Source organism: Limimaricola cinnabarinus (assembly GCF_047631075.1).
GTDB lineage: Bacteria > Pseudomonadota > Alphaproteobacteria > Rhodobacterales > Rhodobacteraceae > Limimaricola > Limimaricola cinnabarinus.
This window is the reverse complement of the sequence record NZ_JBLHYX010000001.1, coordinates 259,241-285,542: the sequence shown is the minus strand read 5'-3', so window position 1 is coordinate 285,542 and position 26,302 is coordinate 259,241. Positions and strand designations below refer to the sequence as shown.

Sequence of the window (26,302 nt, the reverse complement as noted above, 5' to 3'; positions counted from 1 at the left end):
GAGCGGCGCATGAGTACGCATATCGGCGCGGCCCCCGGCGAAATCGCGCAGACCGTACTTCTTCCCGGCGACCCGCTTCGGGCGAAATGGGCTGCGGAAACCTTTCTCGATGCGCCGCGCTGCATCAACGAAGTGCGCGGCATGTTCGGCTTTACCGGGAAATGGCGCGGTCACGAGGTGACCATTCAAGGGTCGGGCATGGGGATGCCGTCGCTGTCGATCTATGCCAACGAGCTGATCCGCGACTATGACGCGCGGACCCTGATCCGCATCGGCTCCTGCGGCGCGACGCAGGCTGATATTGTGGTGCGCGATGTGATTCTCGCCGTGACGGCATCCAGCGTCGGAAACCCGTCGCGCGCGATGCTGCGCGAAATCCATTACGCGCCCCACGCCGATTACGGGCTTTTGCGCGCGGCTCACGACGCCGCCATGCGCCGGGGAACTGCCGTGCATGTCGGAGGAATTTATTCCTCGGATACGTTTTACGACGAACGCCCCGATCTGCACGATCAAATGGTGCGCCATGGCATCCTTGCCGTGGAAATGGAGACGGCGGAGCTCTATACGCTGGCCGCCCGCCACGGCCGGCGCGCTCTGGCCGTGCTGACCGTGCCGGACCACCTCGTCACCGGAGAGGACCTGCCGGCGATGGAGCGCGAGCGCAGCTTCGGCGACATGGTCGAGATCGCCCTCGAAGCGGCCTTCGCCTAGGCGCCGTGCCCGCTTGCATAGCCGTTGCGCTGCGGGCTGTCCCAGCCCTTCAACGCCTGCGGCTCCGGGCGCAGCACCGTCATGGAGAGCGGATGGCAGGCGGCATGATCGCTCGAATGCCCGGCCCCGCAGTCGCCGCCCGGACAGGCGCTCATCACCGCGAGCAGGTCGATCTCGGCGAAAAGATCGAGATGGTCCCCCGCCCGCACGGGACTCGCCTTCATGAAGTAACGCCCGCTGTCCCGGGTAAAGCCCGTGCACATGAAGACGTTGAGCACGTCGTGCACATGCGCTTCGGCCTCGGCCAGCGACAGCCCCTCATGCGCCGCCAGCGCGCGGGTGAGGTTGGAATGACAGCAGCGGTCGTAATCCTCGCCCGAGAGCAGGCGATGCGTATAGGGGTCGCAGCGCGTGCCGATCACGTCATGGACCGATCCCCCGTCGGCATCGGTGCCGTACCAGTCGAGGCTGTCGGCGATGATCGTGGCCATCGGACGAAAATGTGGGAAACAGGACCACAGGCGGTCGCCCACGCTTACATGCGTGCCGTGCAGGGCGCGGGTCTTGCCGGAGAAGAAGCGCTCGGAAAGATCGCCCCGGGCAAAGAGATTGAGATCGCCGACCTGAGGCCCCTCGGGACAGCCGAGCCGCAGGATATGGCCTGCGGGCACCTCGATCGCGGCTGCATCGCGCAGGGGCACGGTGACCCGGGCCACCTCCCGCGCGCTCTGCGCCGCCCGGAGGTAGAGATCCATCGGCGGCGGCGTCAGGCTCGCGTCGGGATAGACGAGAACCGGGGGAGCCGCCCGGCGCGCATCGGCGTCGGACGGCTGTGTCATCAGACGGCCCGCTCGACCATCATGTGCTTGATCGACTGGATCGCTTTCGCGGGGTTCAGACCCTTTGGGCAGGTCTTGGCGCAGTTCATGATCGTGTGGCAGCGGTAGAGCTTGAACTCGTCCTCGAGATCATCGAGCCGCTCGCCCGTGGCCTCGTCGCGGCTGTCGACGATCCAGCGATAGGCATGCAGGAGCGCGGCCGGCCCGAGATAGCGATCACCGTTCCACCAGTAGGATGGGCAGGCTGTCGAACACGAAGCGCACATGATGCACTCGTAAAGACCATCGAGCTTGCGCCGATCCTCGATCGACTGGCGCCATTCCTTGGCCGGCGTGTTGGTCTCGGTCTCCAGCCACGGCTTGATGCTCGCGTGCTGGGCATAGAAATGGGTCAGGTCGGGGATCAGATCCTTGACCACCGGCATGTGCGGCAGCGGGTAGATCTTGATGTCGCCTTTCACCTCGTCGATGCCGTAGGTGCAGGCCAGCGTGTTGATGCCATCAATGCTCATCGCGCAGGAGCCGCAGATCCCTTCGCGGCAGGACCGGCGGAAGGTGAGTGTCGGATCGATCTCGCTCTTGATCTTGATCAGCGCGTCGAGAATCATCGGCCCGCAATTGTCGACATCGACGAAATAGGTATCGACGCGCGGATTTTTCCCGTCATCGGGGTTCCAACGGTAGATCTGGACCTTGCGCAGATTGGTCGCGCCCTCAGGCTTGGGCCAGGTCTTGCCATGGGTGATCCGGCTGTTCTTGGGAAGCGTCAGTTGGACCATGGGTCACCTCTTGTCGAAATGGGGGGTCGGAACCGCGGCCGTTTTCCGGCTCTGGCTCCACGCTGGGTCGAATTGGCCAAAGAAGGCCGAGATGGCCTCCGAAGGCAGGGTCAGAGTCTGCTGCCAAGCGCTGTTCAGACGCTCGGGCAGCAGGCCTGCCGCGATCTCGTCGCGCCGGATGGAGGCGAGCCCCGAGCGACCGGCGATCTCGCGCGCCCGGTGATCGACCTCGACCACGAGGACGCGTTGACCATGATGCAGGCCGCGGATCGTGCCGTGCAGCCGTGTGCCGACCACGTCGACCGCTCCGGCGGCGAGAAAGGCGTCATAGGCCGCAAGGTTGGGCGGCAGCAGGCGCACTGCTTCATGACCGGGCAGGCGTCGCAAATGCGCGAGATCGCGCGGCTGCTGCGGCCAGAACCAGACCTCGTCATAGACCTCGCGAAGTCCCGCCAGCAAATCCGCGTCGGTGTCATGCGCGAGATGGCGGGTCAGCGTGAACACCGCGCGCCGCGCCGGCCCCTCGCCGCCCATCTCACGCGGCGCCGACCACAGGGTCGGACAGGAGGTCATGACGCCTTTGAGGCCGATCTCCTCAAGCAGGCGCAGCGCCACGTGATCACGCACCGAATGCAGGTGCCTTGCCGAAAGGACGTGCCTCAACAGGCGGCGCTGCAGCGGGTGCACGCGGTCGAAGTCGCGGTTGCCGCCGACTCCCACCAGCACGACTTTGCCGCGCAGCGCGGAAAGGTCGCGGGGCATGATCCGCCACATGTAGTCCGAGCCGAGCCGGAACCGTGCAGAGAGCGCGTTGGTGCCGAGCATCAGTACGATGTCGGCGGCGGCAGCGGCGCGGCGGCCCGAGGGTCCGAGACCGTCATGCCCGGCCGAGGTCGTGACATAGGCGTCGCGCAGCAGCGGCGCGATTTCGGCGCGGCACCGGTCCATGATGATCTCGTCGCCGAGATTGTCGGAGGCGCAAGCCGTGTCGATCAGGTGAACATGGCGCAGATGCGAAGCGTTGCCCGCATCGTGCCATGCCTCCTGATCGGTTCGCGCCGCCGCGTTCACCTGAGCCTCGGCGGGCGCACTGGCATCTGGCCGCTGCGGGCCACGACGCAGTTCTCATAGACCTCGAAAGGGTCGCGACCGCGCAAATAGTCGTCGGTCACCCCGATCGAGATGCCCGATGACAACCCGCTGCGCGAGCTTGCACCGATGCTGACATTGCCCGTCGGGCCCTGGGCCGCACGGGCCCGCTGTTCGCAGACCCGCGCCGCGTCGAGCGGCGACAGCGGGGTCTGCGTACAGGCCCCGGCCATCAGCGGCAGCGCCAGGAGCAGCGCCGCGCGCATCAGTAGACCCGCGCCTTGGGTGCGATCTTCTTGAGATCGATGCCGCCCTCTTCCGCCTTGGTCAGCGGGTCGAGATGCACCGGGCGATAATCGAGCCGCGCGGTGTTGCCCTCAATCCATGCGAGGGAGTGCTTGCGCCAGATCTCGTCGTCGCGATCAGGATAATCCTCGTGCGCATGGGCGCCGCGGCTCTCCTTGCGCGCCTCGGCGGCGGTGATGGTGGCCAGCGCGTTGGGCATCAGGTTGGCCAGCTCGAGCGTCTCCATCAGGTCCGAGTTCCACACGAGGCTGCGGTCGGTGACATGGATGTCGTCCATCTTCGCCGCCGTCGCCTGCATCTTCTTCATGCCCTCGGCGAGGGTCTTGTCGGTGCGGAACACCGCCGCATCGGCCTGCATGTTGCGCTGCATTTCAAGCCGCAGCTCGGCGGTGGGGGTCCCGCCTTTGGCATGGCGCAGCCCATCGAAACGCTCGAACGCCTTTTCGATCGCCGCCTTGGCCGGGGCTTTCACGGTGGTCGAGGGATCGACCACCTCGCGCGCCCGGATCGCCGCGGCGCGGCCGAACACCACGAGGTCGATGAGCGAGTTGGAGCCGAGACGGTTGGCGCCATGAACGCTCGCACAGCCCGCCTCGCCCACCGCCATCAGGCCCGGCGTCACCGCGTCGGGGTTCTCGGCCGTGGGGTTGAGCACCTCGCCCCAGTAGTTCGTCGGGATACCGCCCATGTTGTAATGCACGGTCGGCAGCACCGGGATCGGCTCCTTGGTGAGATCCACGCCCGCAAAGATCCGCGCCGACTCGGAGATGCCGGGCAGACGCTCGGCCAGGGTCTCGGGCGGCAGGTGGTTGAGGTGCAGGTGGATGTGGTCGCCATCCTTGCCGACGCCGCGCCCCTCGCGGATCTCCATGGTCATGCAGCGCGAGACCACGTCGCGCGAGGCGAGATCCTTGTAGGTCGGCGCATAGCGCTCCATGAAGCGCTCGCCCTCGGAGTTGGTAAGATAGCCGCCCTCGCCGCGCGCGCCTTCGGTGATCAAGCAGCCAGCGCCGTAGATGCCGGTCGGGTGGAACTGCACGAATTCCATGTCCTGTAGCGGCAGGCCTGCCCGCGCCACCATGCCGCCGCCGTCGCCGGTGCAGGTGTGCGCCGAGGTGGCGGAGAAATAGGCACGGCCATAACCACCCGTTGCCAGCACCACGGTCTTGGCAGCAAAGACATGCATCGTGCCGTCATCGAGCTTCCACGCCAGGACGCCGCGGCAGGTGCCGTCATCATCCATCAGCAGGTCGATGGCGAAATACTCGATGTAGAACTCGGCCTTCTGCTTGAGCGACTGGCCATAGAGCGTGTGCAGGATCGCGTGGCCGGTGCGGTCGGCGGCGGCGCAGGTGCGCTGCACCGGCGGGCCTTCGCCGTATTCGGTGGTGTGGCCGCCGAAGGGGCGTTGGTAGATCTTGCCCTCTTCGGTGCGCGAGAAGGGCACGCCGTAATGCTCCAACTCGTAGACCGCCTTAGGGGCCTCGCGGGCGAGGTATTCCATGGCGTCGGTGTCGCCGAGCCAGTCGGAGCCCTTCACCGTGTCGTACATGTGCCATTGCCAGCTGTCGGGGCCCATGTTGCCAAGCGAGGCGGCGATGCCACCCTGTGCGGCCACGGTGTGGCTGCGGGTCGGAAAGACCTTGGAGATGCAGGCGGTGCGCAGACCCTGCTCGGCCATGCCGAGGGTCGCACGCAGACCGGCACCACCGGCGCCGACCACCACCACGTCGAATTCGTGGGTCTCGTATTCGTAGGCTGCCATTGAGGGGTCTCCGATCAGAGGGCGAGGCGGATCAGGGCGAGAACGCCGATCGCGGCCAGAGCATAGGAAAGACAGGTCACACCGATGATCAGCGCCTTGCGGGTGAAGCCCTGGGCGTAATCCTCGATCATGATCTGCGCGCCGGCACGGAAGTGCCAGAAGCCGACGATGAAGGTCAGCACCGCGATCGCCGCCGGGATCGGACGCTGGTAATAGATCACCACCTCTTCGTAGGTGCCGCCCAGAATGGCGCCGAAGGTAAAGACGAAGAGCGGGATCAGGATCGCGAGCGCCACCGAGGAGATGCTCATGCGCCAATGCTGGCGGGTGCCGGAGTGCGAGGCCCCGAGGCCGTGGGCACGCTTGCGGTCGGTCAGGTAAGCCATGCGGGTGCCCCTCAGAGTACGACGACGGTGAAGATGGTCAGCAGGACCGAGACGATCAGGATGATCTGGCTGAGCAGTTCGGCCTTGTCGATCTCCAGAAGCTTCACCTCGTCCCAGATCAGGTGCCGGATGCCCGCCAGGGTGTGATACCACAGGCCCAGCACCGAGAAGAACATCACCAGATCGCCGAACCAGCTGCGCAGGAACCCGTCGGCGGTGGCAAAGCTCTCGGGCCCGGCGGCGGCGGCGGCGAACCACCAGACGATCAGCGCGGCCGACACGATCATGGCATTGCCGGTGATCCGCGTGAGGATCGAGGTGATCGCGGTGATCGGCCATCTGTAGATCGTCATATGGGGCGAAAGCGGGCGGTTGCCCCGGTTCACGTCGGCCATGGCGTCGTCCTTATCTGGCGTGCGGGCCTGCGCATGGGCGGCCCCGGCTGGCTTATCCCTAGCGATTTTGGGCGGCCTGTCACCCGGGACGACTGCCAAAACCAAGGAAAAATCGTTACGGAGGGCGAGAATCCGCCAGCTGTGATCACAGTCTTCGAAACCGTGATCACGCAAGAAGGTCGGAATGGCGAGGTTTGGGGCCCGGGCATGTCCCTGATCTAGGTAGACGCACGCGTCTGCCCAGATCCTGCGACGATCCGCCCCTGCTCAGAGCTGGCCCAACTTGAGATCGGCGGAATAGGCAACATCCGCTTCCTTGGTGACGGCCTGCCCGCAGCGCATGACGCCATTGGCCGAGTCGTAGGCATAGCTGGGCTCTCCATAGAGATCCCAGCCCTTGGACAGCGCCTCGGTGACCTTGTGGCAGAAGGCCGAAGTGTCGTCCCCGGTGAGAAAACGGTAGATCTTCATGAGATGGCTCCGAAAGGGTTGGGTCCGACCCAGCCATGCACCAGCCCGATCAGGATGAAAACCACCACTGCGATGATCGCGGTGCGCAGTTCGCGCGCCATCGTCACAGGGGCCGGACGCACGGTAAGCGGCATGCGCGCGTCGAGCAGCGCCATCTCGATCACCGCCCAAAGCCCGAGACCTCCGAACAGCACCAATGCCGACCATGTGCCATTGGCCAAAAGATGCGCCCCCGACCACAGCGACACCGCCAGAAGTTGCGGATGGCGCAGTGCCACGGCGATACGGGTCTTGGCCCCCGAGGCGGCAAAGAGATAGACCGCGACGAGCATCATCAGGTTGTTGAGATGCCGCGTCCACGCCGCAGGCGTCCGGTGATACGCCGAATCCCAGCCGATATAGCCGAGAATCATCAGCAGCAGGCCGAGCAGCACCGTCATCGCCACGACGGGCCGCGCGCGGCGTCCGAGCCGGGCATGCAGCGCCGGGGCGAGTTGCGGCATCAGATGCGCAGCGCTCCACAGACCCAAGCCCAACACCACGAGTATCATGAGGCTTCTCCCTCGCCGACGATGCGCGCCAGTTCAAGCGTCGCTCGGGCGCTCTGCACATGCAGCGCCTCGACGATCTCGCCATCGACCACCGCCACCCCCTGCCCTTGCGCCATCACCGCCTCGTGGGCGGCGATGCGGCGGCGAGCGAGGTCGACCTCCTCGGCGCTCGGTGCGAAGGCCGCGTTGGCCGCCGCGATCTGCGCAGGGTGGATCAGGCTCTTGCCATCGAAACCCATGTCGCGGCCCTGTTCGCACTCGGCCCCGAGCCGCGCGGAATCATCGAGCGCATTGCACACCCCGTCGATCGCCAGCACCTGCCGCGCCCGCGCCGCGAGCAGCGTGCCTTGCAGGGCTGCCCAGAGCGGCATCCGGTCGGGACGGGCGCGCAGGCCGAGGTCGCGGGCGAGATCGTTGGTGCCCATGATGATGCCGGCAAGCCGGGGATGCGCGCAGATCTCGGGGGCCGCCAGAACGCCGCGCGCGGTCTCGATCATCGCCCAAAGCGGCCTCTTGGTGCGCGCCGCCACCGCATCGAGATCCGCCAAACCATCGACCTTGGGCACCACCACCCCATCACAGTCCCATGCCGCCAGCGCCGCGAGATCCGCTTCGCCCCAAGGCGAGCCGAGGGGATTGATCCGCACCAGCCGCGCCCCGCCGCGCGATCCGGCCTGTGCCAGCGCAGCCCCGAGGCGTTCTCGCGCCGTCTCCTTGGCGGCGGGGGCGACGGCGTCCTCAAGATCGAAAATCAACGCGTCGCAAGGCAGATCGCGCGCCTTTTCCAGGGCGCGGGGGTTCGAGGCCGGAACATAAAGCAGGGAGCGGAATGGCATGGGCGGACCTTCGACAAGGGGATGCCCGCGACAGTGCCGCGCCGGACGCATGGACGCAACGGTGGCCCCGTTAACCGCATCTTCGCGCCGCTGCGGCAGTCTGGAAACAAGGCCCCAAGCCGATCCCTCCGAAGGAGACCGCGATGACCCCGACCCGACTGATGTTGCTGGCGCTGCCGCTTTGCGCGCTGGCCCTGCCCGCCGCCTCGTCCCCGCGCTGCGGCACGCATGAGATGATCGTCACGCAGCTGGCCGAACGCTATGGCGAAAGCCGTCAGGCCATCGCACTCGACGGGGCCAATCAGGTGATCGAGGTCTTCGCCTCGGACGCCACAGGCAGCTGGACCCTGCTCGTGACCCGTGCCGACGGGCAAAGCTGCCTGTTGGCGGCGGGTCAGGCCTTTGAGATGCTGAGTGAGAGGCTGCCATCGGAGGATCCTGAGGCTTGAAACCCCTGTTTTCGGCCCTTTTCAGCCTATTTCGCCGCGGCGACTGCGCCAGATTCAGCCATCCCTTCCGGTCGCAGAAAAAAATCCTTCGGACCATGCAACCGGCGTCGAGACCGGGTGTTCTTCCTTCAGACACGGGCCGGTGATCTCCGCCAGGGGATGCGGGGCCCGCTGAAGGACGAAAGGTCTGGAACAATGAAACTTCTTCTTACCTCCGCCGCGACCGCGCTCGTCATGGGCACGACCGCTTACGCCGAATCCCACAGCATGGGCATGGGCGCCTACGAAGTCACCGCTGACGACTTCTACGCCTCCAACCTGATGGGCATGCGCCTCTATTCCTCCGAGCAGGAACTGGGCTCCAACGGCGATATGATCAACTTCGCCGAACAGGAATGGGATGATATCGGCGAGATCAACGACCTCGTGATCTCCGAAGAAGGCACGGTTCAGGCCGTAATCGTCGGCGTTGGCGGCTTCCTTGGGATCGGCGAAAAGGACGTCGCCGTAACGATGGATCAGATCCGCACCTATGACGACGAGAACGGCGAGCGGTTCCTCGTGATCAACTCCAGCCAGGAAGCTCTCGAAGCGGCTCCGGCCTTTGAGCGCGCCTCCGTCGAAGACACCGCCATGACCAATGGCGAAGCCGCCGAGCCGGGCATGGTCGAGCAGACCGGTGCCGCCGCCACCGCGGCTGCCACCGCGACCATGGCCGAGGGGGAAGAGACCGAAATGGCGACCGATACCGCCACGGTCCCGGCCGCCGGCGAGACCACGACCACCGAGGTCGAGACCGAGATGGCCGAGGGCGAAGCCGAGCTCGAGACCATGGAGACCGAGGTCGAAACCGAGATGGCCGAAGGCGAAGCCGAGCTGGAGACCACAGCTCCGGCGGCGACCACCGCTGGCATGATCGAGCGCGAGGGCTACACCACCACCCCCGTCACCGACCTGAGCACCGAAGAGATCAACGGCGCCACCGTCTATGGCGCCAATGACGAGAATATCGGCGACATCGAAGACCTTGTGGCCTCCGACAGCGGCGCAATCACCGAGGCCGTGATCGGCGTCGGCGGCTTCCTCGGAATCGGCGAAAAGAAGGTTGCCGTGAACTTCGAGGATCTGCAGATCCTGTCCAACGAAGACGGCTCGGACATCCGCGTCTATATCAGCGCGACCGAAGACGAGCTGAAGGCGCTGCCGGAATACGAAGCACCGGCCGAGGAGATGGACGCCAACGCCGTCGAGATGGAAACCGAGACTGAAACTGTGCCCGCCGCGCAGTAACCGACGCCCACCCACCACGCGGCCGCCCCTCGGGGCGGCCGTTTGCGTTTGCGCAAACATCGCGTAACCAACTCGGCAAGACCCGCCTCAGGCTTGCAAGAGGGTCTGGCACGGCTTAGGCAAAGCCTCGCAAACACATTCTCGACAGGAGCCATTCATGGCCAGACCCAAGATCGCCCTCATCGGCGCCGGTCAGATCGGCGGCACGCTCGCCCATCTCGCCGCGATCAAGGAACTCGGCGATGTCGTGCTGTTCGACATTGCCGAAGGCACCCCCCAGGGCAAGGCGCTGGATATCGCCGAATCCGGTCCGGCCGAGGGCTTCGATGCCACCCTCAAGGGCACCAATGACTATGCCGACATCGCCGGCGCTGACGTGTGCATTGTCACCGCTGGCGTGCCGCGCAAGCCCGGCATGAGCCGTGACGACCTTCTGGGCATCAACCTCAAGGTCATGAAATCCGTCGGCGAGGGCATCGCCAAGCACGCCCCCGACGCCTTTGTCATCTGCATCACCAACCCGCTGGACGCGATGGTCTGGGCCCTGCGCGAATTCTCGGGCCTGCCGCATGAGAAGGTCTGCGGCATGGCCGGCGTGCTCGACAGCGCCCGCTTCCGCCACTTCCTCAGCCTCGAATTCGAAGTCTCGATGAAGGACGTCACTGCCTTCGTGCTCGGCGGCCACGGCGACACCATGGTGCCTTTGGCGCGCTACTCGACCGTCGGCGGCATCCCCCTGCCCGATCTGGTGCAGATGGGCTGGACCACGCAGGAAAAGCTCGACGCGATCATCCAGCGCACCCGCGACGGTGGTGCCGAGATCGTCGGCCTGCTCAAGACGGGTTCGGCCTTCTACGCCCCCGCCACCTCCGCGATCGAGATGGCCGAAGCCTATCTCAAGGATCAGAAGCGCGTGCTGCCCTGTGCGGCCTATGTCGACGGCGCGCTTGGCTTGAACGGCATGTATGTGGGCGTGCCCACCGTGATCGGCGCCGGTGGCGTGGAAAAGGTCATCGACATCAAGATGAACCGCGACGAGCAGGCGATGTTCGACAAATCGGTCGACGCGGTGCGCGGCCTCGTCGATGCCTGCAAGGGGATCGACTCCAGTCTTTCCTAATCCGCTTTCGAAATCTTCAGAAAAGGGCGCCCTGCGGGGCGCCCTTTTCCTTCGCATGCACGAATCGCCGCATTGCGGCATTTTGCAGCAGCGCCGGACGCCATGTGATCACACGTTGAAATGCTGTGATCACATATGTCGGAATTCTGCCGACCATACCCTGAAACCTGTTCTTTCGCGGCATCGGGTGTGTTTGAAGGGGCCAAATCACGGCAACCGAGGACCGGTCCATGAACATCCACGAATACCAGGCCAAGGCCCTTCTGCGCAGCTACGGCGCGCCCGTCTCGGACGGACGTCCCGTCATGCGCGCGGAAGAGGCGAAGACGGCGGCTGGCGAACTCGACGGCCCGCTCTGGGTGGTGAAGGCGCAGATCCACGCCGGCGGGCGCGGCAAGGGCAGCTTCAAGGAAGCCGATGCCGGCGAAAAGGGCGGCGTTCGTCTCGCTCGCTCCGTCGAGGAGGCGGCCGAAGAGGCCAAGAAGATGCTCGGCCGCACGCTGGTCACGCACCAGACCGGCCCGGCGGGCAAGCAGGTCAACCGTATCTACATCGAGGATGGCTCGGAGATCGAAACCGAGCTCTACCTCGCGCTGCTGGTCGATCGCGCCACCTCGCGCATCTCCTTCGTCTGCTCGACCGAGGGCGGCATGGACATCGAAGAGGTTGCCGCCTCCAAGCCCGAGAAGATCCTGAGCTTCTCGGTCGATCCGGCCACCGGCTACCAGCCCTATCACGGCCGCCGCATCGCCTTCGCGCTCGGCCTCAAGGGCCAGCAGGTGAAGCAGTGCGTCAAGCTGATGGACACGCTCTACCGTCTCTTCGTCGAGAAGGACATGGAGATGCTGGAGATCAACCCGCTGATCGTCACCGACAAGGGGGACCTGAAATGCCTCGACGCCAAGATGGGCTTTGACGGCAACGCGATCTACCGCCATGACGACATCGCCGCCCTGCGCGACGAGACCGAGGAGGACAGCAAGGAGCTGGCCGCCTCGAAATACGACCTGAACTACATCGCGCTCGACGGCGAGATCGGCTGCATGGTTAACGGCGCGGGCCTTGCGATGGCGACGATGGACATCATCAAGCTCAAGGGTGCCGAGCCCGCCAACTTCCTCGACGTGGGCGGCGGCGCCACCAAGGAGAAGGTCACCGAGGCCTTCAAGATCATCACCTCCGACCAGAACGTCAAAGGCATCCTGGTCAACATTTTCGGCGGCATCATGCGCTGCGACGTCATCGCCGAAGGCGTGATCGCGGCCGTCAAGGAAGTCGGCCTGAAGGTGCCGCTGGTCGTGCGTCTCGAAGGGACGAATGTCGATCAGGGCAAGGAGATCATCAACAATTCCGGTCTCGACGTGATCGCGGCGGACAACCTGTCCGACGCCGCCGAGAAGATCGTCAAAGCGGTGAAGGGATAACAGCAATGGCGATTCTCGTCGACGAAAACACACGCGTCATCTGCCAGGGCCTGACCGGTTCGCAGGGCACCTTCCACACCGAGCAGGCGATCGCCTACGGCACCAAGATGGTCGGCGGCGTCACCCCGGGCAAGGGCGGCCAGACCCATCTCGACCTGCCCGTGTTCGACAGCGTGCACGAGGCCAAGGCCAAGACCGAAGCCAATGCAAGCGTCATCTACGTGCCGCCGCCTTTCGCCGCGGATTCCATCATGGAGGCGATCGACGCCGAGATGGAGTTGGTGATCTGCATCACCGAAGGCATCCCGGTGCTCGACATGATGAAGGTCAAGCGGGCGCTGGTGAACTCCAAGACCCGCCTGATCGGGCCGAACTGTCCCGGTGTCATCACCCCCGACGCCTGCAAGATCGGCATCATGCCCGGCCACATCCACAAGCGCGGCTCGGTCGGCGTCGTGTCTCGTTCAGGCACGCTGACCTACGAGGCGGTCAAGCAGACCTCGGATTCGGGCCTTGGCCAGTCCACGGCCGTCGGCATCGGCGGCGACCCGATCAAGGGCTCGGAGCATATCGACATCCTAGAGATGTTCCTCGCCGACCCCGAGACCCAGTCGATCATCATGATCGGCGAGATCGGCGGCACCGCCGAGGAAGAGGCGGCGCAGTTCCTCGCCGACGAGAAAAAGGCCGGCCGCTGGAAGCCCACCGCCGGTTTCATCGCCGGGCGCACCGCCCCTCCGGGCCGCCGCATGGGCCATGCCGGCGCCATCGTGTCGGGCGGCCAAGGCGACGCGGATAGCAAGATCGAAGCGATGAAGCGCGCCGGGATCGTGGTCGCCGACAGCCCCGCCTCGCTCGGCGAAGCCGTGCTCAAGGCGATCGGCTGAGACCTGCCGGGAGGGGACGGCACCGCCCCTCCCCCCTGACATCCGCGCCGCGCGCCCTATCTGGGCCCGGCGCCCCAGTTTTTTGCCCCGAGGATCGAGGATCCTGCCATGACCGAGCAAAGCCCCAACGACGTGTTCCACGCCTCTTCCTTCCTGCAGGGGACGAACGCCGACTACATCGAGCAGCTCCACGCGCGCTATGCCGAGAACCCGTCGAGCGTCGACGAGGCCTGGCAGGAGTTCTTCCGCAGCCTCGGCGACAGCGGCTCGGACGCCCGCGCCGAAGCGGCCGGTCCGTCCTGGGCCCGCGCCGACTGGCCGATGCAGCCCAACGACGACCTGACGGCGGCGCTCGACGGCCAGTGGGCCGCCCCCGCCGAAGCCAAGGGCGCGCGCGACAAGATCGCGGCCAAGGCCGCCGAGAAGGGCGTGGGCCTGAGCGAGCAGCAGCTGCGCGCCGCGGTGCTGGATTCGATCCGCGCGCTGATGATCATCCGCGCCTACCGGATTCGCGGCCATCTCGCCGCCGATCTCGATCCGCTGGGCCTGCGCGAGGAAACCCCACATCCCGAGCTGGACCCGGCGAATTACGGCTTCACCAAGGCCGACATGGACCGACCGATCTTCATCGACAACGTGCTCGGCCTCGAGATCGCGACGATGAACCAGATCATCTCGTTGGTCCGGCGCACCTATTGCGGCACCTTCGCGCTGCAATACATGCACATCTCGGACCCCGAGCAGTCGGCCTGGCTCAAGGAGCGGATCGAGGGCTATGGCAAGGAGATCCAGTTCACCAAGGAAGGCCGCAAGGCGATCCTGAACAAGCTGGTCGAGGCCGAGGGCTTCGAGAAGTTCCTGCATGTGAAATACATGGGCACCAAGCGCTTCGGCCTTGATGGCGGCGAGGCGCTGATCCCGGCGATGGAGCAGATCATCAAGCGCGGCGGCAGCCTCGGCGTAAAGGACATCGTGATCGGCATGCCGCATCGCGGCCGTCTCTCGGTGCTCGCCAACGTCATGCAAAAGCCCTACCGCGCGATCTTTCACGAGTTTCAGGGCGGCAGCTTCAAACCCGAGGAAGTCGACGGTTCGGGCGACGTGAAATATCACCTCGGTGCCAGTTCGGACCGCGAGTTCGACGGCAACAAGGTGCACCTGTCGCTGACCGCGAACCCCTCCCACCTCGAGGCGGTGAACCCGGTCGTGCTCGGCAAGGCGCGCGCCAAGCAGAGCCAGCTCGGCGACACCGACCGCACGCAGGTGATCCCGGTGCTGCTGCATGGCGACGCGGCCTTCGCGGGTCAGGGCGTCGTGGCCGAGGGCTTCGGCCTGTCGGGCCTCGTGGGTCACCGCACCGGCGGCACAATCCATATCGTGGTGAACAACCAGATCGGCTTTACCACCGCGCCGCATTTCTCGCGCTCCTCGCCCTACCCCACCGACATCGCGCTGATGGTCGAGGCGCCGATCTTCCACGTGAACGGTGACGATCCCGAAGCCGTGGTGCACGCCGCCAAGGTGGCGACCGAGTTCCGCCAGAAGTTCCACAAGGACGTGGTTCTCGACATCTTCTGCTACCGCCGCTTCGGTCACAACGAGGGCGACGAGCCCATGTTCACCAACCCGGTGATGTACAAGAAGATCAAGAGCCAGAAGACCACGCTCACGCTTTATACCGAGCGGCTCGTCAAGGACGGGCTGATCCCGGAGGGCGAGATCGAGGACATGAAGGCGCAGTTCCAGGCAATGCTGGGCGAGGAGTTCGAGGCTGGCAAGACCTACCGCCCCAACAAGGCCGACTGGCTCGACGGGCGCTGGAGCCATCTCGACCGCCGCGACCACGAGAGCTACCAGCGTGGCCAGACCGCGATCGACGAAAAGACCATGACGGAGATCGGCCGCTCGCTCACCCGCGCGCCCGACGATTTCCCGTTGCACCGCACCATCAACCGCCTGCTCGAGGCCAAGGGCCAGATGTTCGAGACCGGTAAGGGCTTTGACTGGGCCACGGCCGAGGCGCTGGCCTTCGGCTCGCTGCTGACCGAAGGCTACCCGGTGCGGCTGTCGGGGCAGGACAGCACCCGCGGCACCTTCTCGCAGCGCCATTCGGCCTTCATCAACCAGGACAACGAGGAGCGCTACTACCCGCTCAACAACATCCGCGAGGGTCAGGCCCGCTACGAAGTCATCGACTCGATGCTCTCTGAATATGCGGTGCTGGGCTTCGAGTATGGCTACACCTTGGCCGAGCCCAACGCGCTGGTGATGTGGGAGGCGCAGTTCGGCGATTTCGCCAATGGCGCGCAGATCATGTTCGACCAGTTCATTTCCTCGGGAGAATCGAAGTGGCTGCGCATGTCGGGCCTCGTGATGCTCTTGCCGCATGGCTATGAGGGTCAGGGTCCCGAGCATTCTTCGGCGCGGTTGGAACGCTTCTTGCAGATGTGCGGTCAGGACAACTGGATCGTCGCCAACTGCTCGACCCCGGCGAACTACTTCCACATCCTGCGCCGCCAGCTGCACCGCTCCTTCCGCAAGCCGCTGGTGCTGATGACGCCGAAATCGCTGTTGCGCCACAAGATGGCGATCTCGGACGCCGAGGACTTCACCACCGGCTCGTCCTTCCACCGCGTGCTGTGGGACGACGCCGAGAAGGGGCACAGCGACACCGAGCTCAAGCCCGACGCAGAGATCAAGCGCGTCGTCATGTGCTCGGGCAAGGTCTATTACGACCTGCTCGAGGAGCGCGATGCGCGCGGGCTGGACGATGTCTACCTGATGCGGATCGAGCAGTTCTATCCCTTCCCGGCGCTGAGCCTCGTGAAGGAGCTGGAGCGGTTCAAGGGCGCCGAGATGGTCTGGTGCCAGGAAGAGCCCAAGAACCAGGGCGCCTGGAGCTTCATCGAGCCCAACATCGAATGGGTGCTGAGCCGGATCGACGCCGCGCACAAGCGCCCGCAATATGTCGGCCGCCACGCGAGCGCCTCGCCCGCGACCGGCCTCGCCAGCCAGCACAAGACCCAACAGCAAGCGCTGGTGAACGAAGCGCTGAGCATCGAAGGAAACCGAGAATGAGCACCGAAGTCCGCGTCCCCACCCTGGGCGAAAGCGTCACCGAAGCGACCGTCGCCACCTGGTTCAAGAAGCCGGGCGACGCCGTGGCGGTGGACGAGATGCTGTGCGAACTGGAGACCGACAAGGTCACGGTCGAGGTCCCCTCGCCGGTCGCAGGCACCCTGTCGGAGATCGTGGCCGCCGAGGGCGACACCGTGGGCGTCGACGCGCTTCTGGCGCAGGTGAGCGAGGGCGATGCCCCCGCCAAGGCCAAGCCCGAGGCCCCCGCCGAGGATGGCCCCAAGGAGCAGCAGCAAGCGACCAATGTCTCCGGCGATCCGAAGGGCGAGCCCGCCGAGAAGGGCGAGGCCAAGGGCGATACCGAGGACGCCCCCTCGGCCAAGAAGCTGATGGCCGAAAACGACCTCAAGGAAGGCGACGTCAAGGGCACCGGCAAGGATGGCCGGGTGATGAAGGAAGACGTGCTCAAGGCGCTCAACGCGCCGAAAGCCGCCGAGACCTCCAAGCCTGCCGCGCGCGGTCCGGTGTCGTCGGATGACGCCGACCGCGAGGAGCGGGTCAAGATGACCCGCCTGCGCCAGACCATCGCCCGCCGCCTCAAGGAGGCGCAGAACACCGCCGCGATGCTGACCACCTATAACGAGGTGGACATGACCGCGGTGATGGAACTGCGCAACGAGTACAAGGGTCTGTTCGAGAAGAAGCACAGCGTGAAGCTCGGTTTCATGTCCTTCTTCACCAAGGCCTGCGTGCACGCGCTGAAGGAAGTGCCGGACGTCAACGCCGAGATCGACGGCGATCACGTGGTTTACAAGAACTACGTCCACATGGGCATCGCGGTGGGCACCCCTACCGGCCTCGTGGTGCCGGTGATCCGCAACGCCGACCAGATGGGCTTTGCCGAGATCGAGAAGTCGATCTCCGAGATGGGCCTGAAGGCGCGCGACGGCAAACTCAGCATGGCCGACATGCAGGGCGGCTCCTTCACCATCTCGAACGGTGGCGTCTACGGCTCGCTGATGTCCTCGCCTATCCTGAACCCGCCGCAGTCCGGCATCCTTGGCATGCACAAGATTCAGGACCGACCGATGGCGATCAACGGCAAGGTCGAGATCCGGCCGATGATGTATCTCGCGCTGAGCTACGATCACCGCATCGTCGACGGCAAGGGCGCCGTGACTTTCCTCGTGCGCGTCAAGGAGGCGCTCGAGGATCCGCGTCGCCTGCTTATGGACCTCTGAACTCCATGCGGGGCCGGGCGTTGAGCCCGGCCCCGTTGTTCAAGAAAGGCGCGCGCCATGCAGATGCTCTGCCAGATCGACACCCCCGACTACGCCTCTTGGAAGACCGCCTTCGACAATGATTACGAAGAGCGGATGCAGGCTGGTCTCAGCCAGTTGCAGATCTGGCGCGACGCCGATCACGGTTCGACCGTGTTGGTGCTGTTCGAGGTCAACGACCGCAAGCGGGCCCAAGGCTGGATCACCAAGGAACAGGGCTTTGGCGGCGCCATGACCTGCACCTTTCTCGAGACCGTTTGACATGACCCCCTCTCCTGCACGACACGCGCCGCGTGCGATCATGCTACACTCGCAGCGTGCATGTCGGTTGCGGGAGGGATTTCATGTCCAGCGAACTCAATATTCTGGCGCTTTACGGGCTTCTGGTGCTCGTATTGATTGTCGTTCAGGTGCTTTTCGCCATGTCTCAGGTCGGCTTGCCGATGCTGGCGCGACCACGCGACGACATGCCCCGGCTGACCGGCGTGGCCGGACGGATGGAGCGCTGCGTGGCCAATTCGGTCACCGCGATGGCGCTGTTCGCGCCTGCCGTGCTGATCCTTGCGGCGCGCGAGGGGTTCGGCGGCGGCACGCTGCTGGTGACCCAGGTCTTCCTGATCGCACGGCTGGCCTATGCGCTGCTCTACCCCGCTGGCATCCCATGGGCCCGTACTGCCGTCTGGGCCTTGGGATTCTTCGCGACCCTCTATCTCTACGTCGCCGCGCTCTAGCGCCGTGGGGGGCATGATGATGGCCCCCGAATTGCAGGTTCTCGCCTTGGCAGGGCTACTGCAGGCGATGCAATACGCTTGGCTGTCGGTGCGCGCCAATCGCGAACTCGGCTTCGCCAAGACGCTTTCCGCGCGCGATCCGCAGCGGCTCGGCGGGACGCTGGAATCAATGGCCAGCCCCCGCACGGGACGGCTCTACCGGGCGCTGAACAATCATTTCGAAGGGCTGATCCTCTTTACCCTCGCGGTCGTCGTGCTGATCCTCGGCGACAAGACCACCGGTCTTTCGGCGCTGCTCGCCTGGACCTATCTCGCGGCGCGTATCCTTTACGTGCCCGCTTATTATTTCGGGCTCCGGCCCTGGCGGTCACTGATCTGGCTGGTGGGCTTTCTTGCCACCATCGCCATGATCGGTCTCGCCCTCGTCTGACACCCCACAGGAGTTTTCCATGGCATCCTACGATCTCATCGTCATCGGCGCCGGCCCCGGCGGCTATGTCTGCGCCATCAAGGCGGCCCAGCTCGGCCTCAAGACCGCGGTGGTCGAAGGGCGCGAGACGCTGGGCGGCACCTGCCTCAACGTGGGCTGCATTCCCTCCAAGGCGCTGCTGCATGCCACCCACGCGCTGCACGAGGCCGAGCACAACTTTGCCAAGATGGGTCTGAAGACGGACAAGCCGCAGGTCGATTGGGACCAGATGCTCGCCTACAAGCGCGACAGCGTCGGCCAGAACACCAGCGGCATCGAATTCCTGTTCAAGAAGAACAAGATCGACTGGCTCAAGGGCTGGGGCTCGGTCCCCGAGGCGGGCAAGGTGAAGGTCGGCGAAGAAACCCACGAAGCCAAGAACATCGTGATCGCGAGCGGCAGCGTCCCCACCTCGATCCCGAATGTCGAGATCGACAACAAGATCGTCGTCGATTCCACCGGCGCGCTGGAGCTGGGCCGCATCCCCGAGAAGATGGTCGTGATCGGCGCGGGCGTGATCGGGCTCGAGCTGGGCTCGGTCTATCGTCGTCTCGGCACCGAGGTCACCGTGGTCGAGTATCTGGATGCGATCACCCCCGGCATGGACGCCGAGGTGGCCCGCAACTTCCAGAAGATCCTGACCAAGCAGGGGCTGAAATTCGTGCTCGGCTCCGCCGTGCAGGGGGTGTCCGTCGAGGGCGAGCAGGCCACCGTCACCTGGAAGAGCCGCAAGGATGACAGCGAAGAGAGCCTGACCGCCGACTGCGTGCTCGTGGCCACGGGCCGCAAGCCCTATGTGAAGGGTCTGGGCTTAGAAGAGCTTGGCGTCGAGATGACCGATCGGGGCCAGATCAAGATCGACGACCACTTCAAGACCAGCGTCGACGGCGTCTATGCGATCGGCGACGCGGTGCCGGGGCTGATGCTGGCGCACAAGGCCGAGGACGAGGGCGTCGCGATCGCCGAGATCCTCGCCGGCCAGAAGGGTCATGTGAACTACGAAGTCATCCCAGGCGTGGTCTACACTCACCCCGAGGTGGCCACCGTCGGCAAGACCGAGGAACAGCTCAAGGAGGCGGGCCACGCCTACAAGGTCGGCAAGTTCCCGTTCTTGGGCAACGCGCGCGCCAAGGCCAACCACTCGGCCGAGGGCTTCGTGAAGATCCTCGCCGACAAGGAAACCGACCGCATCCTTGGCGCGCATATCATCGGCCCGATGGCAGGCGACCTGATCCACGAGGTCTGTGTGGCGATGGAGTTCGGCGCGGCGGCCGAGGATCTGGCCCGCACCTGCCACGCGCATCCGACCTATTCCGAGGCCGTGCGCGAGGCGGCGCTGGCATTGGGCGACGGAGCGATCCACGCCTGACCGCTCTCCGCTTAGCGAAAATGACCAACGGCCGCCCGAGGGCGGCCGTTGGCATGTCCGGTACAGGCGCGGAACCAAGCGTGGAACGCCTGTTCCCGGTCCGATCAGGCGGTCGTCCAGTCCTCGGCGGACAGGGTGGTCAGGGTAAAGCTTTCCCAGTCGCTCACCTCCCTCCCATCGAACGCACGCACCTCGAGCTCAGTATCGCCGGGGCGGCCATCGGCGCGGATCCGGATCGCGCCGAGATCGTCGGCGTCGATCCGGATCCCATTCTCGGCGTCCAAGCGGCCTTTGCCCTTGAAGATGAAATTGTCGCGCCCCTCGGTGTCACGCAGCTCGTACCATGCGATGGTGTCGCCATCGGCATCCTTGACCTTGAGATGATCCTCAAGCGAGGTACGATAGCCGCCCCGCACCCGGGCGACCGTCACGTCGTCCATGGTGACCACCGGCGCGGTGTTCCGCGCGACAAGGCTGTCGCCGGGCGACGTATCGGGCCCGGTCACCGGGTCCCCCCCGTCCAGATCGACCGATCCGCCCGTGCGGGCGAAGTTCTGGGTGACCATGACGCCGTCCCAGCCCTTGAAGTCGCCCCTTTCGATGCCGATGCCGACATATTCGAAGTTCGGGTTGAGGATGTTCGCGCGGTGGCCGGGGCTATTCATCAGGGAGTCGTGCAGGTCGACCACGTCGTCCTCCAGACCCGCCGCGCCGCGTTCCGATTGCCAAGCGATGTTCTCGCCCGACGCCCAGCTGCCCGAGAATTCGAAACTGGCGTCGCGCATCCGCTCGGTCGCGCTCGATCCGCCCTGACCGGTGTGGGAGAAGCTGTCGGTCCGCAGCATCCAGCTGCTGTGATCCTCGCTCGAGGCGTTGAGATTGGTCTCGAGCTTGACGGGGTTGAGTCCCGCCGCCGTCCGATCTTCGTTAATCAGGGAGAGCATCTGGCGCTCGAGGTCGTTCGCGATGGACATGAAGGTTCTCATCCTTGCTCGGTTCGGTGTTGCGACGCCCGCCCTAGGGCGCAACTCGGCAAGAACGAAGACCTCATGCCGCAGCGCGGCGCCAAGGGCGATTTTGCGCCGCAGCCCGCCGCTTCGCTTGGCCGACCTCCGCCGAACAAGTGGCACTTAGCCGATGCCCGCCGGGAGCGCGGAATCATGCCGCCACCTGGAGATGAATTGGTATACAGAGATAGAGCCAGTTTTGCGCAGCCTGACGGTGCCCGCGGACATGACGAAACCGACCATGGAACGCGCCATGCCCGTGCGGGTCGATCCGGATCTGCTGCTGTCGGTAAGGTGATGGTGGAGCCTAGGGGGATCGAACCCCTGACCTCTTGCATGCCATGCAAGCGCTCTCCCAGCTGAGCTAAGGCCCCATCATGTCCGGCGTTTCCACCGTGTCGGTCAGCGTCGCTGCCCGTGTGCCGCTCTCTAAGGGTGGGGCCGGGCGGGTGCAAGCGGAAAACACACGCCCGGGCCGAAATTCTCAGTCGTCGTCGTTGGCCGGGACGTCGGCCAGTTCGTCGAGGGAGACCTCGTCGCTGTCGTCATCGTCGTCGTCGAGCACGTCGTCGCCCAGATCGACGTCATCATCCTCTTCGTCGTCGCTGTCGTCGAGCAGCAGCTCCTCGTCATCCTCGGAGGATTTCTTCATCTTCTTGGTCTGCGCGTCCTCGGCATCCGCGACCATGGTGCGGTGCTTGCCGGTGTCGAGCGTCACGACCTGGCCCGTATAGGGGCTGACGATCGGGTTGGCGTTCAGGTCGTAAAAGCGCTTGCCCGTGGTCGGGCAGATGCGCTTGGTTCCCCATTCTTCCTTCGGCATGGGCTGTCCTTCCAGTTCCGTGCGGCGGTGATCGGCAGGCGCGCGGGCCCGGGCGCGAACGCGCCTCGGCCTTGCGGCGGATCGCGCTCCCCTGCCATAAGCCGGGCAGGGTGTCAAAGCCTTTGGCCGTGGGGGAGTGGACGGAATATGGGTGAACACGTGCTTCCGGGCGACCCGCCCCTGACGGTGGCGCTGCGCCGCTCGGACCGGGCGCAGCGGATCACGCTGCGGGTCTCGCATCGTGACGGCCGGGTAACGCTCACCTTGCCCAGACGCACGCCCGAGCGCGAGGGGCTGGCCTTCCTGCGGGACCGCGAGGCTTGGGTGCGCGGCCATCTCGACCGAGTGGCCCCGTCGCGCGAGGTGCGCTTGGGCGGCTCCCTGCCCTATCTGGGCCGCGAGATCGCGCTGCGCCCCGCCGCCGTGCGCGGCCCGCGGCTCGACGGCGATACCCTGTTGATGCCGGACGACGCCGTCCGTGCCCCGGCCCGCGCCATGGCCTTTCTCAAGGCCCGCGCCCGCGACGCGCTTTCGACAGCGGTGGAACGGCATGCCGCCGTGCTGGGCCGCCCCGTGGGGCGGCTGACGTTTCGCGACACGCGCTCGCGCTGGGGGTCGTGCAGCTCGGCTGGCGACATCATGCTGTCGTGGCGGTTGATGATGGCGCCGCCCGAGATCGGCGATTACGTCGCCGCCCACGAGGTTGCGCATCTGGCCGAGATGAACCATTCCGCCGCCTTCTGGACGGTCTGCGCGCGGCTCTATCCCGACCATCGCGCCGCGCGCGACTGGCTCCGAACGCATGGCGACGCGTTGCAGCGGATCGACTTCGCGCCCCCCGCCGCCCAGTTCGAGGCGCGCGCATGATCCCGGCCACCGCCAGCCCGCGCACGCCTGACCCGACCGGGGCCGCGCATGACCGGGTTTACCGGGCGCTGCGCACCCGGATCATGCATGGCGAGATGGAGCCGGGCGAATCGCTGACCCTACGCGGTATCGGCAAGCTGTTCGGCGTATCGATGACGCCGGCCCGCGAATCGGTGCGGCGGCTGGTGGCCGAGGGGGCGCTGTCACTGTCTTCTTCGGGCCGCGTCGCAACACCCGCGCTCACCAACGAGCGGATCGAGGAGTTGGCGAGCCTGCGGGCGATGCTCGAGCCGGAGCTGGCCTCGCGCGCCCTGCCGCGGGCGCATTTCGCGCTGATCGACCGGCTCGAGGCAATCAATGCGGGCGTCAGCCAGATGGTCGCACGGCATGACGCCTCGGGCTATATCCGCATGAACCTCGAATTTCATCGCACGCTCTATCTGCGCGCCCAGTCGCCCGCCATCCTCGCCATGACCGAGACGGTATGGCTGCAGCTCGGCCCGACCATGCGGACGCTCTATGGACGCCTCAGGCGCACCGATCCGCCCTATCATCACAAGCTGATCCTCGCGGCGCTGCGCGCAGGCGACGAGCCGGGGCTGCGGCTCGCGGTGCGCACCGACGTGACCCAAGGGCTGCGGCTCCTTAAGGGATGATTGACATATCCGACATTTATGGTCAGGAATGAGGCAGCCACGACGGCCCTGCCCGTCGCAAGCCGGACGCGTTCAGGACCATCGAGGCCCGCCATGCCCCGCGACTTTCTCCAAGATTTCCCTTCGAATGATTCCCGTGTTCCGATCGGCGGCGCCCCGGTCGGTCGCATCGACGATCTCGGCCCGATCGAGGCCCGCGCCGTGCGCCTGCTGCGTCTTTGGTGCGACAGCGGCGCAGAGGCCGTGGCGGTGCGGCTGACGCTCGATCTCGATCCTGGCCCGGCCCCCGTGCCGCCGCGGGTGCGCTCGACGCTCTGGCGCGGCTCTGCGCGGCTGCGGGGCGCAGGCCCTTGATGCGTCACGCCGCCGATTGCGCCTGCCTCGGTGCGGACGAGGCGTGGTTCGCCCGGCTGATCGGCCATGGGGCCGAAGCCGCGCGCGAAGAGGCGATGATGCTCGCCATGGCGTTCCTGCGGGCCGAGGCGGCGGGAGAGGCCGCGCATCTGGCCGAGGCGCTGGGCCTCGGCCTGCGCCGCGCCGGGATCAGCCAGCGGCGGCTTCACTGAGGGTTCGCGCCCGGTCGATACGGGTGCCGGTCTCGATGTCGAACAGGCACAGACCGCCCCGCGCCACGGCGAGATCGACATGGTCGGTCGCGTCCTCGGGGATGCGGCCGGGCAGCCGCGCGGTGATCGTCTCGCCGCCCAGCACGAAGTTCACATAAGCCTCGGCCCCGGTGTTCTCGATCATCTTCGGCGCGACCACGAGGTCGGGCGCGCCGTCGGCGCGGCTCAGATGCTCGGGCCTGATGCCGAGCGTCACCCGCGCCGGCAGATCGGCGGCACGCCAGCCCGGCCCCATTGCGAGCGGCGTGCCGTCGATGTCGAGCCCGGTCCCGGTGACGCGGGCAGGCACGAGGTTCATCGGCGGCGAGCCCATAAAATCCGCGACGAAGGTGTTGGCGGGCGTGTCGTAGATCTCCTGCGGCGTGCCGATCTGCTGCACCACCCCGCCCTTGAGCACGACGATCCGGCTGGCCAGCGTCATCGCCTCGATCTGGTCATGGGTGACGTAGACGATGCTGGCATGGGTGGTCTTGTGGATGCGCTTGATCTCGGCGCGCATCTCGACCCTGAGCTTGGCGTCGAGGTTCGACAATGGCTCGTCGAAGAGAAACAGCCTGGGGTCGCGCACCAGCGCCCGGCCCATGGCGACGCGCTGACGCTGACCGCCCGAGAGCTGGCTCGGCTTGCGGTCGAGCAGGTGGTCGATCTGCAGGAGCTTCGCCACCTCCTCGATCCTCGCTTGCGCCTGCGCCTTGGGCACCTTGCGCACCTTCATGCCGAAGCCGATATTCTCGGCCACGTTCATCGTCGGGTAGAGCGCGTAGGACTGGAACACCATCGCGATGTCGCGGTCCTTGGGCGGCTCGTGGGTCACGTCGCGCCCGCCGATCTCGAGCGCGCCGCCTGAGATCTCCTCGAGCCCGGCGATGCAGTTCAAGAGCGTGGACTTGCCGCAGCCGGAGGGGCCGACGAGGACGAGGAACTCGCCCGGCTTCATGTCGATGTCGATCGAATGCAGCACCTCGACGCCGCCATAGCTCTTCTTGAGCCGATCGGCGCGCAGCGCGCTGGTCACGGAATCTGCCATGGTATGTCCTCTCCCTTCGGGACGGGGCCGGTCGAGGCCCGGACGATCAGCCCGGCCCGGATCACGGTTTGCAGGCGCGCGGGCGGCGCGCCGTTCAGATGGTCGACGAGCATCTGCGCCAGCGGCGCGCAGGCCTCGCGCAGCGGCGCATGGGTGACGGTCAGCGCCGGGTTGAAATGGGCGGGGCGGATGTTGGGCAGCGCGTCGTCATGCGCCATCACCGACAGATCGCCCGGCACCGAGAGCCCCAGATCGCGGGCCGCACGCAGCACCCCGGCCGCGACCGGCGTGGTGGCGCAGAGGATCGCCGTCGGGCGCGGCCCGGTCCGGCCCGAAAGCCATGACAAGGCCAGCGTGTAGCCGGTGTTTTCGGTGGGCGGGCCATCGGCCACGGCGCTGTCGGGCACCGCCCCCGCCCCTGCCGCCATGGCGGCGCGGAACCCTGCCTCCCGCTCGGCGGCGAAGGCAAAGCGCGCCTCGCCGTTGATCAGCGCGATCCGCCGGTGGCCGAGCGTGGTCAAAAGCTCGACCGCGTCAGCGCTCACCGCCGCGTTGTCGATGCCGAAAAAGGCGTAATCGGGCGCATCATGCGCCTGACCGTGCATCACGAAGGGCACGTCGCGCGACATGAGAAAACCGGGCCGTGGATCGTTCGGCACCGGGGCGTTGAGCACGAAGCCGTCGAGCAGGTCGCGCTCCAGCATCCGCTTGTAAGGGGCCACGGGATCGTCGCCCTGATCGACCGAGAGCACGAGATCTAGGTCGCGCGCCGCCAGCTCGGCGGTGAGTGAGGTGATCACGTCGAAGAAGGTCTGGTCGGCCGACATGTCGGCGCGCAGCTTGACGATCATGCCGACGACGCCCGAACGCCCGGTGGCCAGCCGCTGCGCCGAGCGGTTGGGCCGATAGCCCAGCCGCGCCGCCGCCTCCTGCACCCGGGTCCGGGTCCGGGCACCCACTTCGGGAAAGCCGTTCAGCGCCCGGCTCACCGTGGCGACCGAGAGGCCGAGTTCGACCGAGATGTCCTTGAGAGTCGCCATGCCGCGACCCCTCCCTTGGTCATTCAAA

At 66.1% G+C, this 26,302-nt stretch carries 30 protein-coding genes and 1 tRNA gene; 16 read left to right on the top strand and 15 right to left on the bottom strand.

What is annotated here, in order from left to right:
• Positions 1–9 precede the first annotated feature (9 nt).
• Positions 10–714: a purine-nucleoside phosphorylase gene (deoD, locus tag ACJASC_RS01505; RefSeq protein WP_415142934.1), complete on the top strand. Its 705-nt coding sequence runs from the start codon at positions 10–12 to the stop codon at positions 712–714.
• Here deoD and ACJASC_RS01500 read toward each other — a convergent pair.
• The 10 genes from ACJASC_RS01500 to ACJASC_RS01455 all read right to left on the bottom strand — a co-directional run bounded on the left by ACJASC_RS01500 (position 711) and on the right by ACJASC_RS01455 (position 8,131).
• Positions 711–1,553 (bottom strand): urea carboxylase-associated family protein, encoded by an 843-nt coding sequence (locus ACJASC_RS01500; RefSeq protein WP_415142932.1) that lies wholly within the window; start codon positions 1,551–1,553, stop codon positions 711–713. The two genes, deoD and ACJASC_RS01500, sit on opposite strands and share 4 nt — an antisense overlap.
• Positions 1,553–2,332: a succinate dehydrogenase iron-sulfur subunit gene (locus tag ACJASC_RS01495; RefSeq protein WP_021693688.1), complete on the bottom strand. Its 780-nt coding sequence runs from the start codon at positions 2,330–2,332 to the stop codon at positions 1,553–1,555. Before ACJASC_RS01495 ends, ACJASC_RS01500 begins: the two co-directional genes overlap by 1 nt.
• 3 nt (positions 2,333–2,335) lie before the next feature.
• Positions 2,336–3,403, bottom strand: a complete 1,068-nt coding sequence (locus tag ACJASC_RS01490; protein WP_415142929.1) for a polysaccharide pyruvyl transferase family protein — start codon at positions 3,401–3,403, stop codon at positions 2,336–2,338.
• Positions 3,400–3,687, bottom strand: coding sequence for a hypothetical protein (locus ACJASC_RS01485; protein ID WP_415142927.1), 288 nt, complete (start codon positions 3,685–3,687; stop codon positions 3,400–3,402). Before ACJASC_RS01485 ends, ACJASC_RS01490 begins: the two co-directional genes overlap by 4 nt.
• Positions 3,687–5,492 (bottom strand): succinate dehydrogenase flavoprotein subunit, encoded by a 1,806-nt coding sequence (sdhA, locus tag ACJASC_RS01480; RefSeq protein ID WP_415142925.1) that lies wholly within the window; start codon positions 5,490–5,492, stop codon positions 3,687–3,689. The genes ACJASC_RS01485 and sdhA overlap by 1 nt, the downstream gene beginning before the upstream one ends.
• Positions 5,493–5,506: 14 nt before the next feature.
• Positions 5,507–5,878: a succinate dehydrogenase, hydrophobic membrane anchor protein gene (gene sdhD / locus ACJASC_RS01475; protein ID WP_415142923.1), complete on the bottom strand. Its 372-nt coding sequence runs from the start codon at positions 5,876–5,878 to the stop codon at positions 5,507–5,509.
• 11 nt (positions 5,879–5,889) lie between these two features.
• On the bottom strand, positions 5,890–6,273 hold the full coding sequence (gene sdhC / locus ACJASC_RS01470; protein ID WP_415142921.1) for a succinate dehydrogenase, cytochrome b556 subunit: 384 nt from the start codon (positions 6,271–6,273) through the stop codon (positions 5,890–5,892).
• 267 nt (positions 6,274–6,540) lie between these two features.
• On the bottom strand, positions 6,541–6,744 hold the full coding sequence (locus ACJASC_RS01465) for a DUF1737 domain-containing protein (protein WP_021693682.1): 204 nt from the start codon (positions 6,742–6,744) through the stop codon (positions 6,541–6,543).
• Positions 6,741–7,295: an NnrU family protein gene (locus tag ACJASC_RS01460; protein ID WP_021693681.1), complete on the bottom strand. Its 555-nt coding sequence runs from the start codon at positions 7,293–7,295 to the stop codon at positions 6,741–6,743. Before ACJASC_RS01460 ends, ACJASC_RS01465 begins: the two co-directional genes overlap by 4 nt.
• Complete coding sequence (locus ACJASC_RS01455) at positions 7,292–8,131, bottom strand: HpcH/HpaI aldolase/citrate lyase family protein (protein ID WP_415142918.1); 840 nt, start codon at positions 8,129–8,131, stop codon at positions 7,292–7,294. The genes ACJASC_RS01460 and ACJASC_RS01455 overlap by 4 nt, the downstream gene beginning before the upstream one ends.
• A gap of 143 nt (positions 8,132–8,274) precedes the next feature.
• Here ACJASC_RS01455 and ACJASC_RS01450 point away from each other — a divergent pair, with 143 nt between their 5' ends.
• The 11 genes from ACJASC_RS01450 to lpdA all read left to right on the top strand — a co-directional run bounded on the left by ACJASC_RS01450 (position 8,275) and on the right by lpdA (position 20,228).
• Positions 8,275–8,580 carry a hypothetical protein gene (locus ACJASC_RS01450; RefSeq protein ID WP_415142916.1) on the top strand — a complete coding sequence of 102 codons (306 nt, stop codon included), beginning with the start codon at positions 8,275–8,277 and terminating at the stop codon, positions 8,578–8,580.
• 195 nt (positions 8,581–8,775) lie between these two features.
• Positions 8,776–9,870, top strand: a complete 1,095-nt coding sequence (locus tag ACJASC_RS01445) for a PRC-barrel domain-containing protein (RefSeq protein ID WP_415142914.1) — start codon at positions 8,776–8,778, stop codon at positions 9,868–9,870.
• Positions 9,871–10,027: 157 nt separating this feature from the next.
• Complete coding sequence (gene mdh / locus ACJASC_RS01440) at positions 10,028–10,990, top strand: malate dehydrogenase (RefSeq protein ID WP_415142912.1); 963 nt, start codon at positions 10,028–10,030, stop codon at positions 10,988–10,990.
• A gap of 230 nt (positions 10,991–11,220) precedes the next feature.
• On the top strand, positions 11,221–12,414 hold the full coding sequence (gene sucC / locus ACJASC_RS01435) for an ADP-forming succinate--CoA ligase subunit beta (RefSeq protein ID WP_415142910.1): 1,194 nt from the start codon (positions 11,221–11,223) through the stop codon (positions 12,412–12,414).
• Positions 12,415–12,419: 5 nt separating this feature from the next.
• Positions 12,420–13,301 (top strand): succinate--CoA ligase subunit alpha, encoded by an 882-nt coding sequence (sucD, locus tag ACJASC_RS01430; RefSeq protein ID WP_415142908.1) that lies wholly within the window; start codon positions 12,420–12,422, stop codon positions 13,299–13,301.
• A gap of 108 nt (positions 13,302–13,409) precedes the next feature.
• The gene (locus ACJASC_RS01425; protein ID WP_415142906.1) at positions 13,410–16,379 is read left to right on the top strand and encodes a 2-oxoglutarate dehydrogenase E1 component; all 2,970 of its coding nucleotides are present in this window, start codon (positions 13,410–13,412) and stop codon (positions 16,377–16,379) included.
• A complete protein-coding gene (gene odhB, locus ACJASC_RS01420) occupies positions 16,376–17,620 on the top strand; it encodes a 2-oxoglutarate dehydrogenase complex dihydrolipoyllysine-residue succinyltransferase (protein ID WP_415142904.1) in 1,245 nt (414 codons plus the stop codon). Before ACJASC_RS01425 ends, odhB begins: the two co-directional genes overlap by 4 nt.
• 57 nt (positions 17,621–17,677) lie before the next feature.
• A complete protein-coding gene (locus tag ACJASC_RS01415; protein ID WP_415142902.1) occupies positions 17,678–17,920 on the top strand; it encodes a hypothetical protein in 243 nt (80 codons plus the stop codon).
• Between the two features lie 83 nt (positions 17,921–18,003).
• Complete coding sequence (locus ACJASC_RS01410) at positions 18,004–18,390, top strand: MAPEG family protein (protein WP_415142899.1); 387 nt, start codon at positions 18,004–18,006, stop codon at positions 18,388–18,390.
• Between the two features lie 19 nt (positions 18,391–18,409).
• Positions 18,410–18,820 (top strand): MAPEG family protein, encoded by a 411-nt coding sequence (locus tag ACJASC_RS01405; protein ID WP_045319767.1) that lies wholly within the window; start codon positions 18,410–18,412, stop codon positions 18,818–18,820.
• Between the two features lie 19 nt (positions 18,821–18,839).
• The gene (lpdA, locus tag ACJASC_RS01400; RefSeq protein ID WP_021693123.1) at positions 18,840–20,228 is read left to right on the top strand and encodes a dihydrolipoyl dehydrogenase; all 1,389 of its coding nucleotides are present in this window, start codon (positions 18,840–18,842) and stop codon (positions 20,226–20,228) included.
• 104 nt (positions 20,229–20,332) lie between these two features.
• Here lpdA and ACJASC_RS01395 read toward each other — a convergent pair whose 3' ends face one another.
• The 3 genes from ACJASC_RS01395 to ACJASC_RS01385 all read right to left on the bottom strand — a co-directional run bounded on the left by ACJASC_RS01395 (position 20,333) and on the right by ACJASC_RS01385 (position 22,058).
• Complete coding sequence (locus ACJASC_RS01395; protein ID WP_415142897.1) at positions 20,333–21,202, bottom strand: CAP domain-containing protein; 870 nt, start codon at positions 21,200–21,202, stop codon at positions 20,333–20,335.
• A 331-nt stretch (positions 21,203–21,533) separates the two neighbouring features.
• Positions 21,534–21,609: transfer RNA gene (locus tag ACJASC_RS01390), tRNA-Ala, on the bottom strand.
• A 110-nt stretch (positions 21,610–21,719) separates the two neighbouring features.
• Positions 21,720–22,058: a TIGR02300 family protein gene (locus ACJASC_RS01385; RefSeq protein WP_021693126.1), complete on the bottom strand. Its 339-nt coding sequence runs from the start codon at positions 22,056–22,058 to the stop codon at positions 21,720–21,722.
• A gap of 147 nt (positions 22,059–22,205) precedes the next feature.
• Between ACJASC_RS01385 and ACJASC_RS01380 the strand changes: the two genes are divergently transcribed.
• The 4 genes from ACJASC_RS01380 to ACJASC_RS01365 all read left to right on the top strand — a co-directional run bounded on the left by ACJASC_RS01380 (position 22,206) and on the right by ACJASC_RS01365 (position 24,147).
• A complete protein-coding gene (locus ACJASC_RS01380) occupies positions 22,206–22,925 on the top strand; it encodes a M48 family metallopeptidase (protein ID WP_415142895.1) in 720 nt (239 codons plus the stop codon).
• On the top strand, positions 22,922–23,581 hold the full coding sequence (locus ACJASC_RS01375; RefSeq protein ID WP_021693128.1) for a GntR family transcriptional regulator: 660 nt from the start codon (positions 22,922–22,924) through the stop codon (positions 23,579–23,581). Before ACJASC_RS01380 ends, ACJASC_RS01375 begins: the two co-directional genes overlap by 4 nt.
• Before the next feature lie 93 nt (positions 23,582–23,674).
• Positions 23,675–23,935, top strand: coding sequence for a hypothetical protein (locus ACJASC_RS01370; RefSeq protein ID WP_415142892.1), 261 nt, complete (start codon positions 23,675–23,677; stop codon positions 23,933–23,935).
• The gene (locus ACJASC_RS01365; RefSeq protein WP_415142890.1) at positions 23,932–24,147 is read left to right on the top strand and encodes a hypothetical protein; all 216 of its coding nucleotides are present in this window, start codon (positions 23,932–23,934) and stop codon (positions 24,145–24,147) included. Before ACJASC_RS01370 ends, ACJASC_RS01365 begins: the two co-directional genes overlap by 4 nt.
• Here the strand turns inward: ACJASC_RS01365 and ACJASC_RS01360 are convergent.
• A complete protein-coding gene (locus tag ACJASC_RS01360) occupies positions 24,125–25,234 on the bottom strand; it encodes an ABC transporter ATP-binding protein (RefSeq protein WP_415142888.1) in 1,110 nt (369 codons plus the stop codon). The genes ACJASC_RS01365 and ACJASC_RS01360 overlap by 23 nt on opposite strands.
• A complete protein-coding gene (locus ACJASC_RS01355) occupies positions 25,219–26,274 on the bottom strand; it encodes a LacI family DNA-binding transcriptional regulator (protein ID WP_021693131.1) in 1,056 nt (351 codons plus the stop codon). The genes ACJASC_RS01360 and ACJASC_RS01355 overlap by 16 nt, the downstream gene beginning before the upstream one ends.
• Between the last annotated feature and the right edge of the window lie 28 nt (positions 26,275–26,302).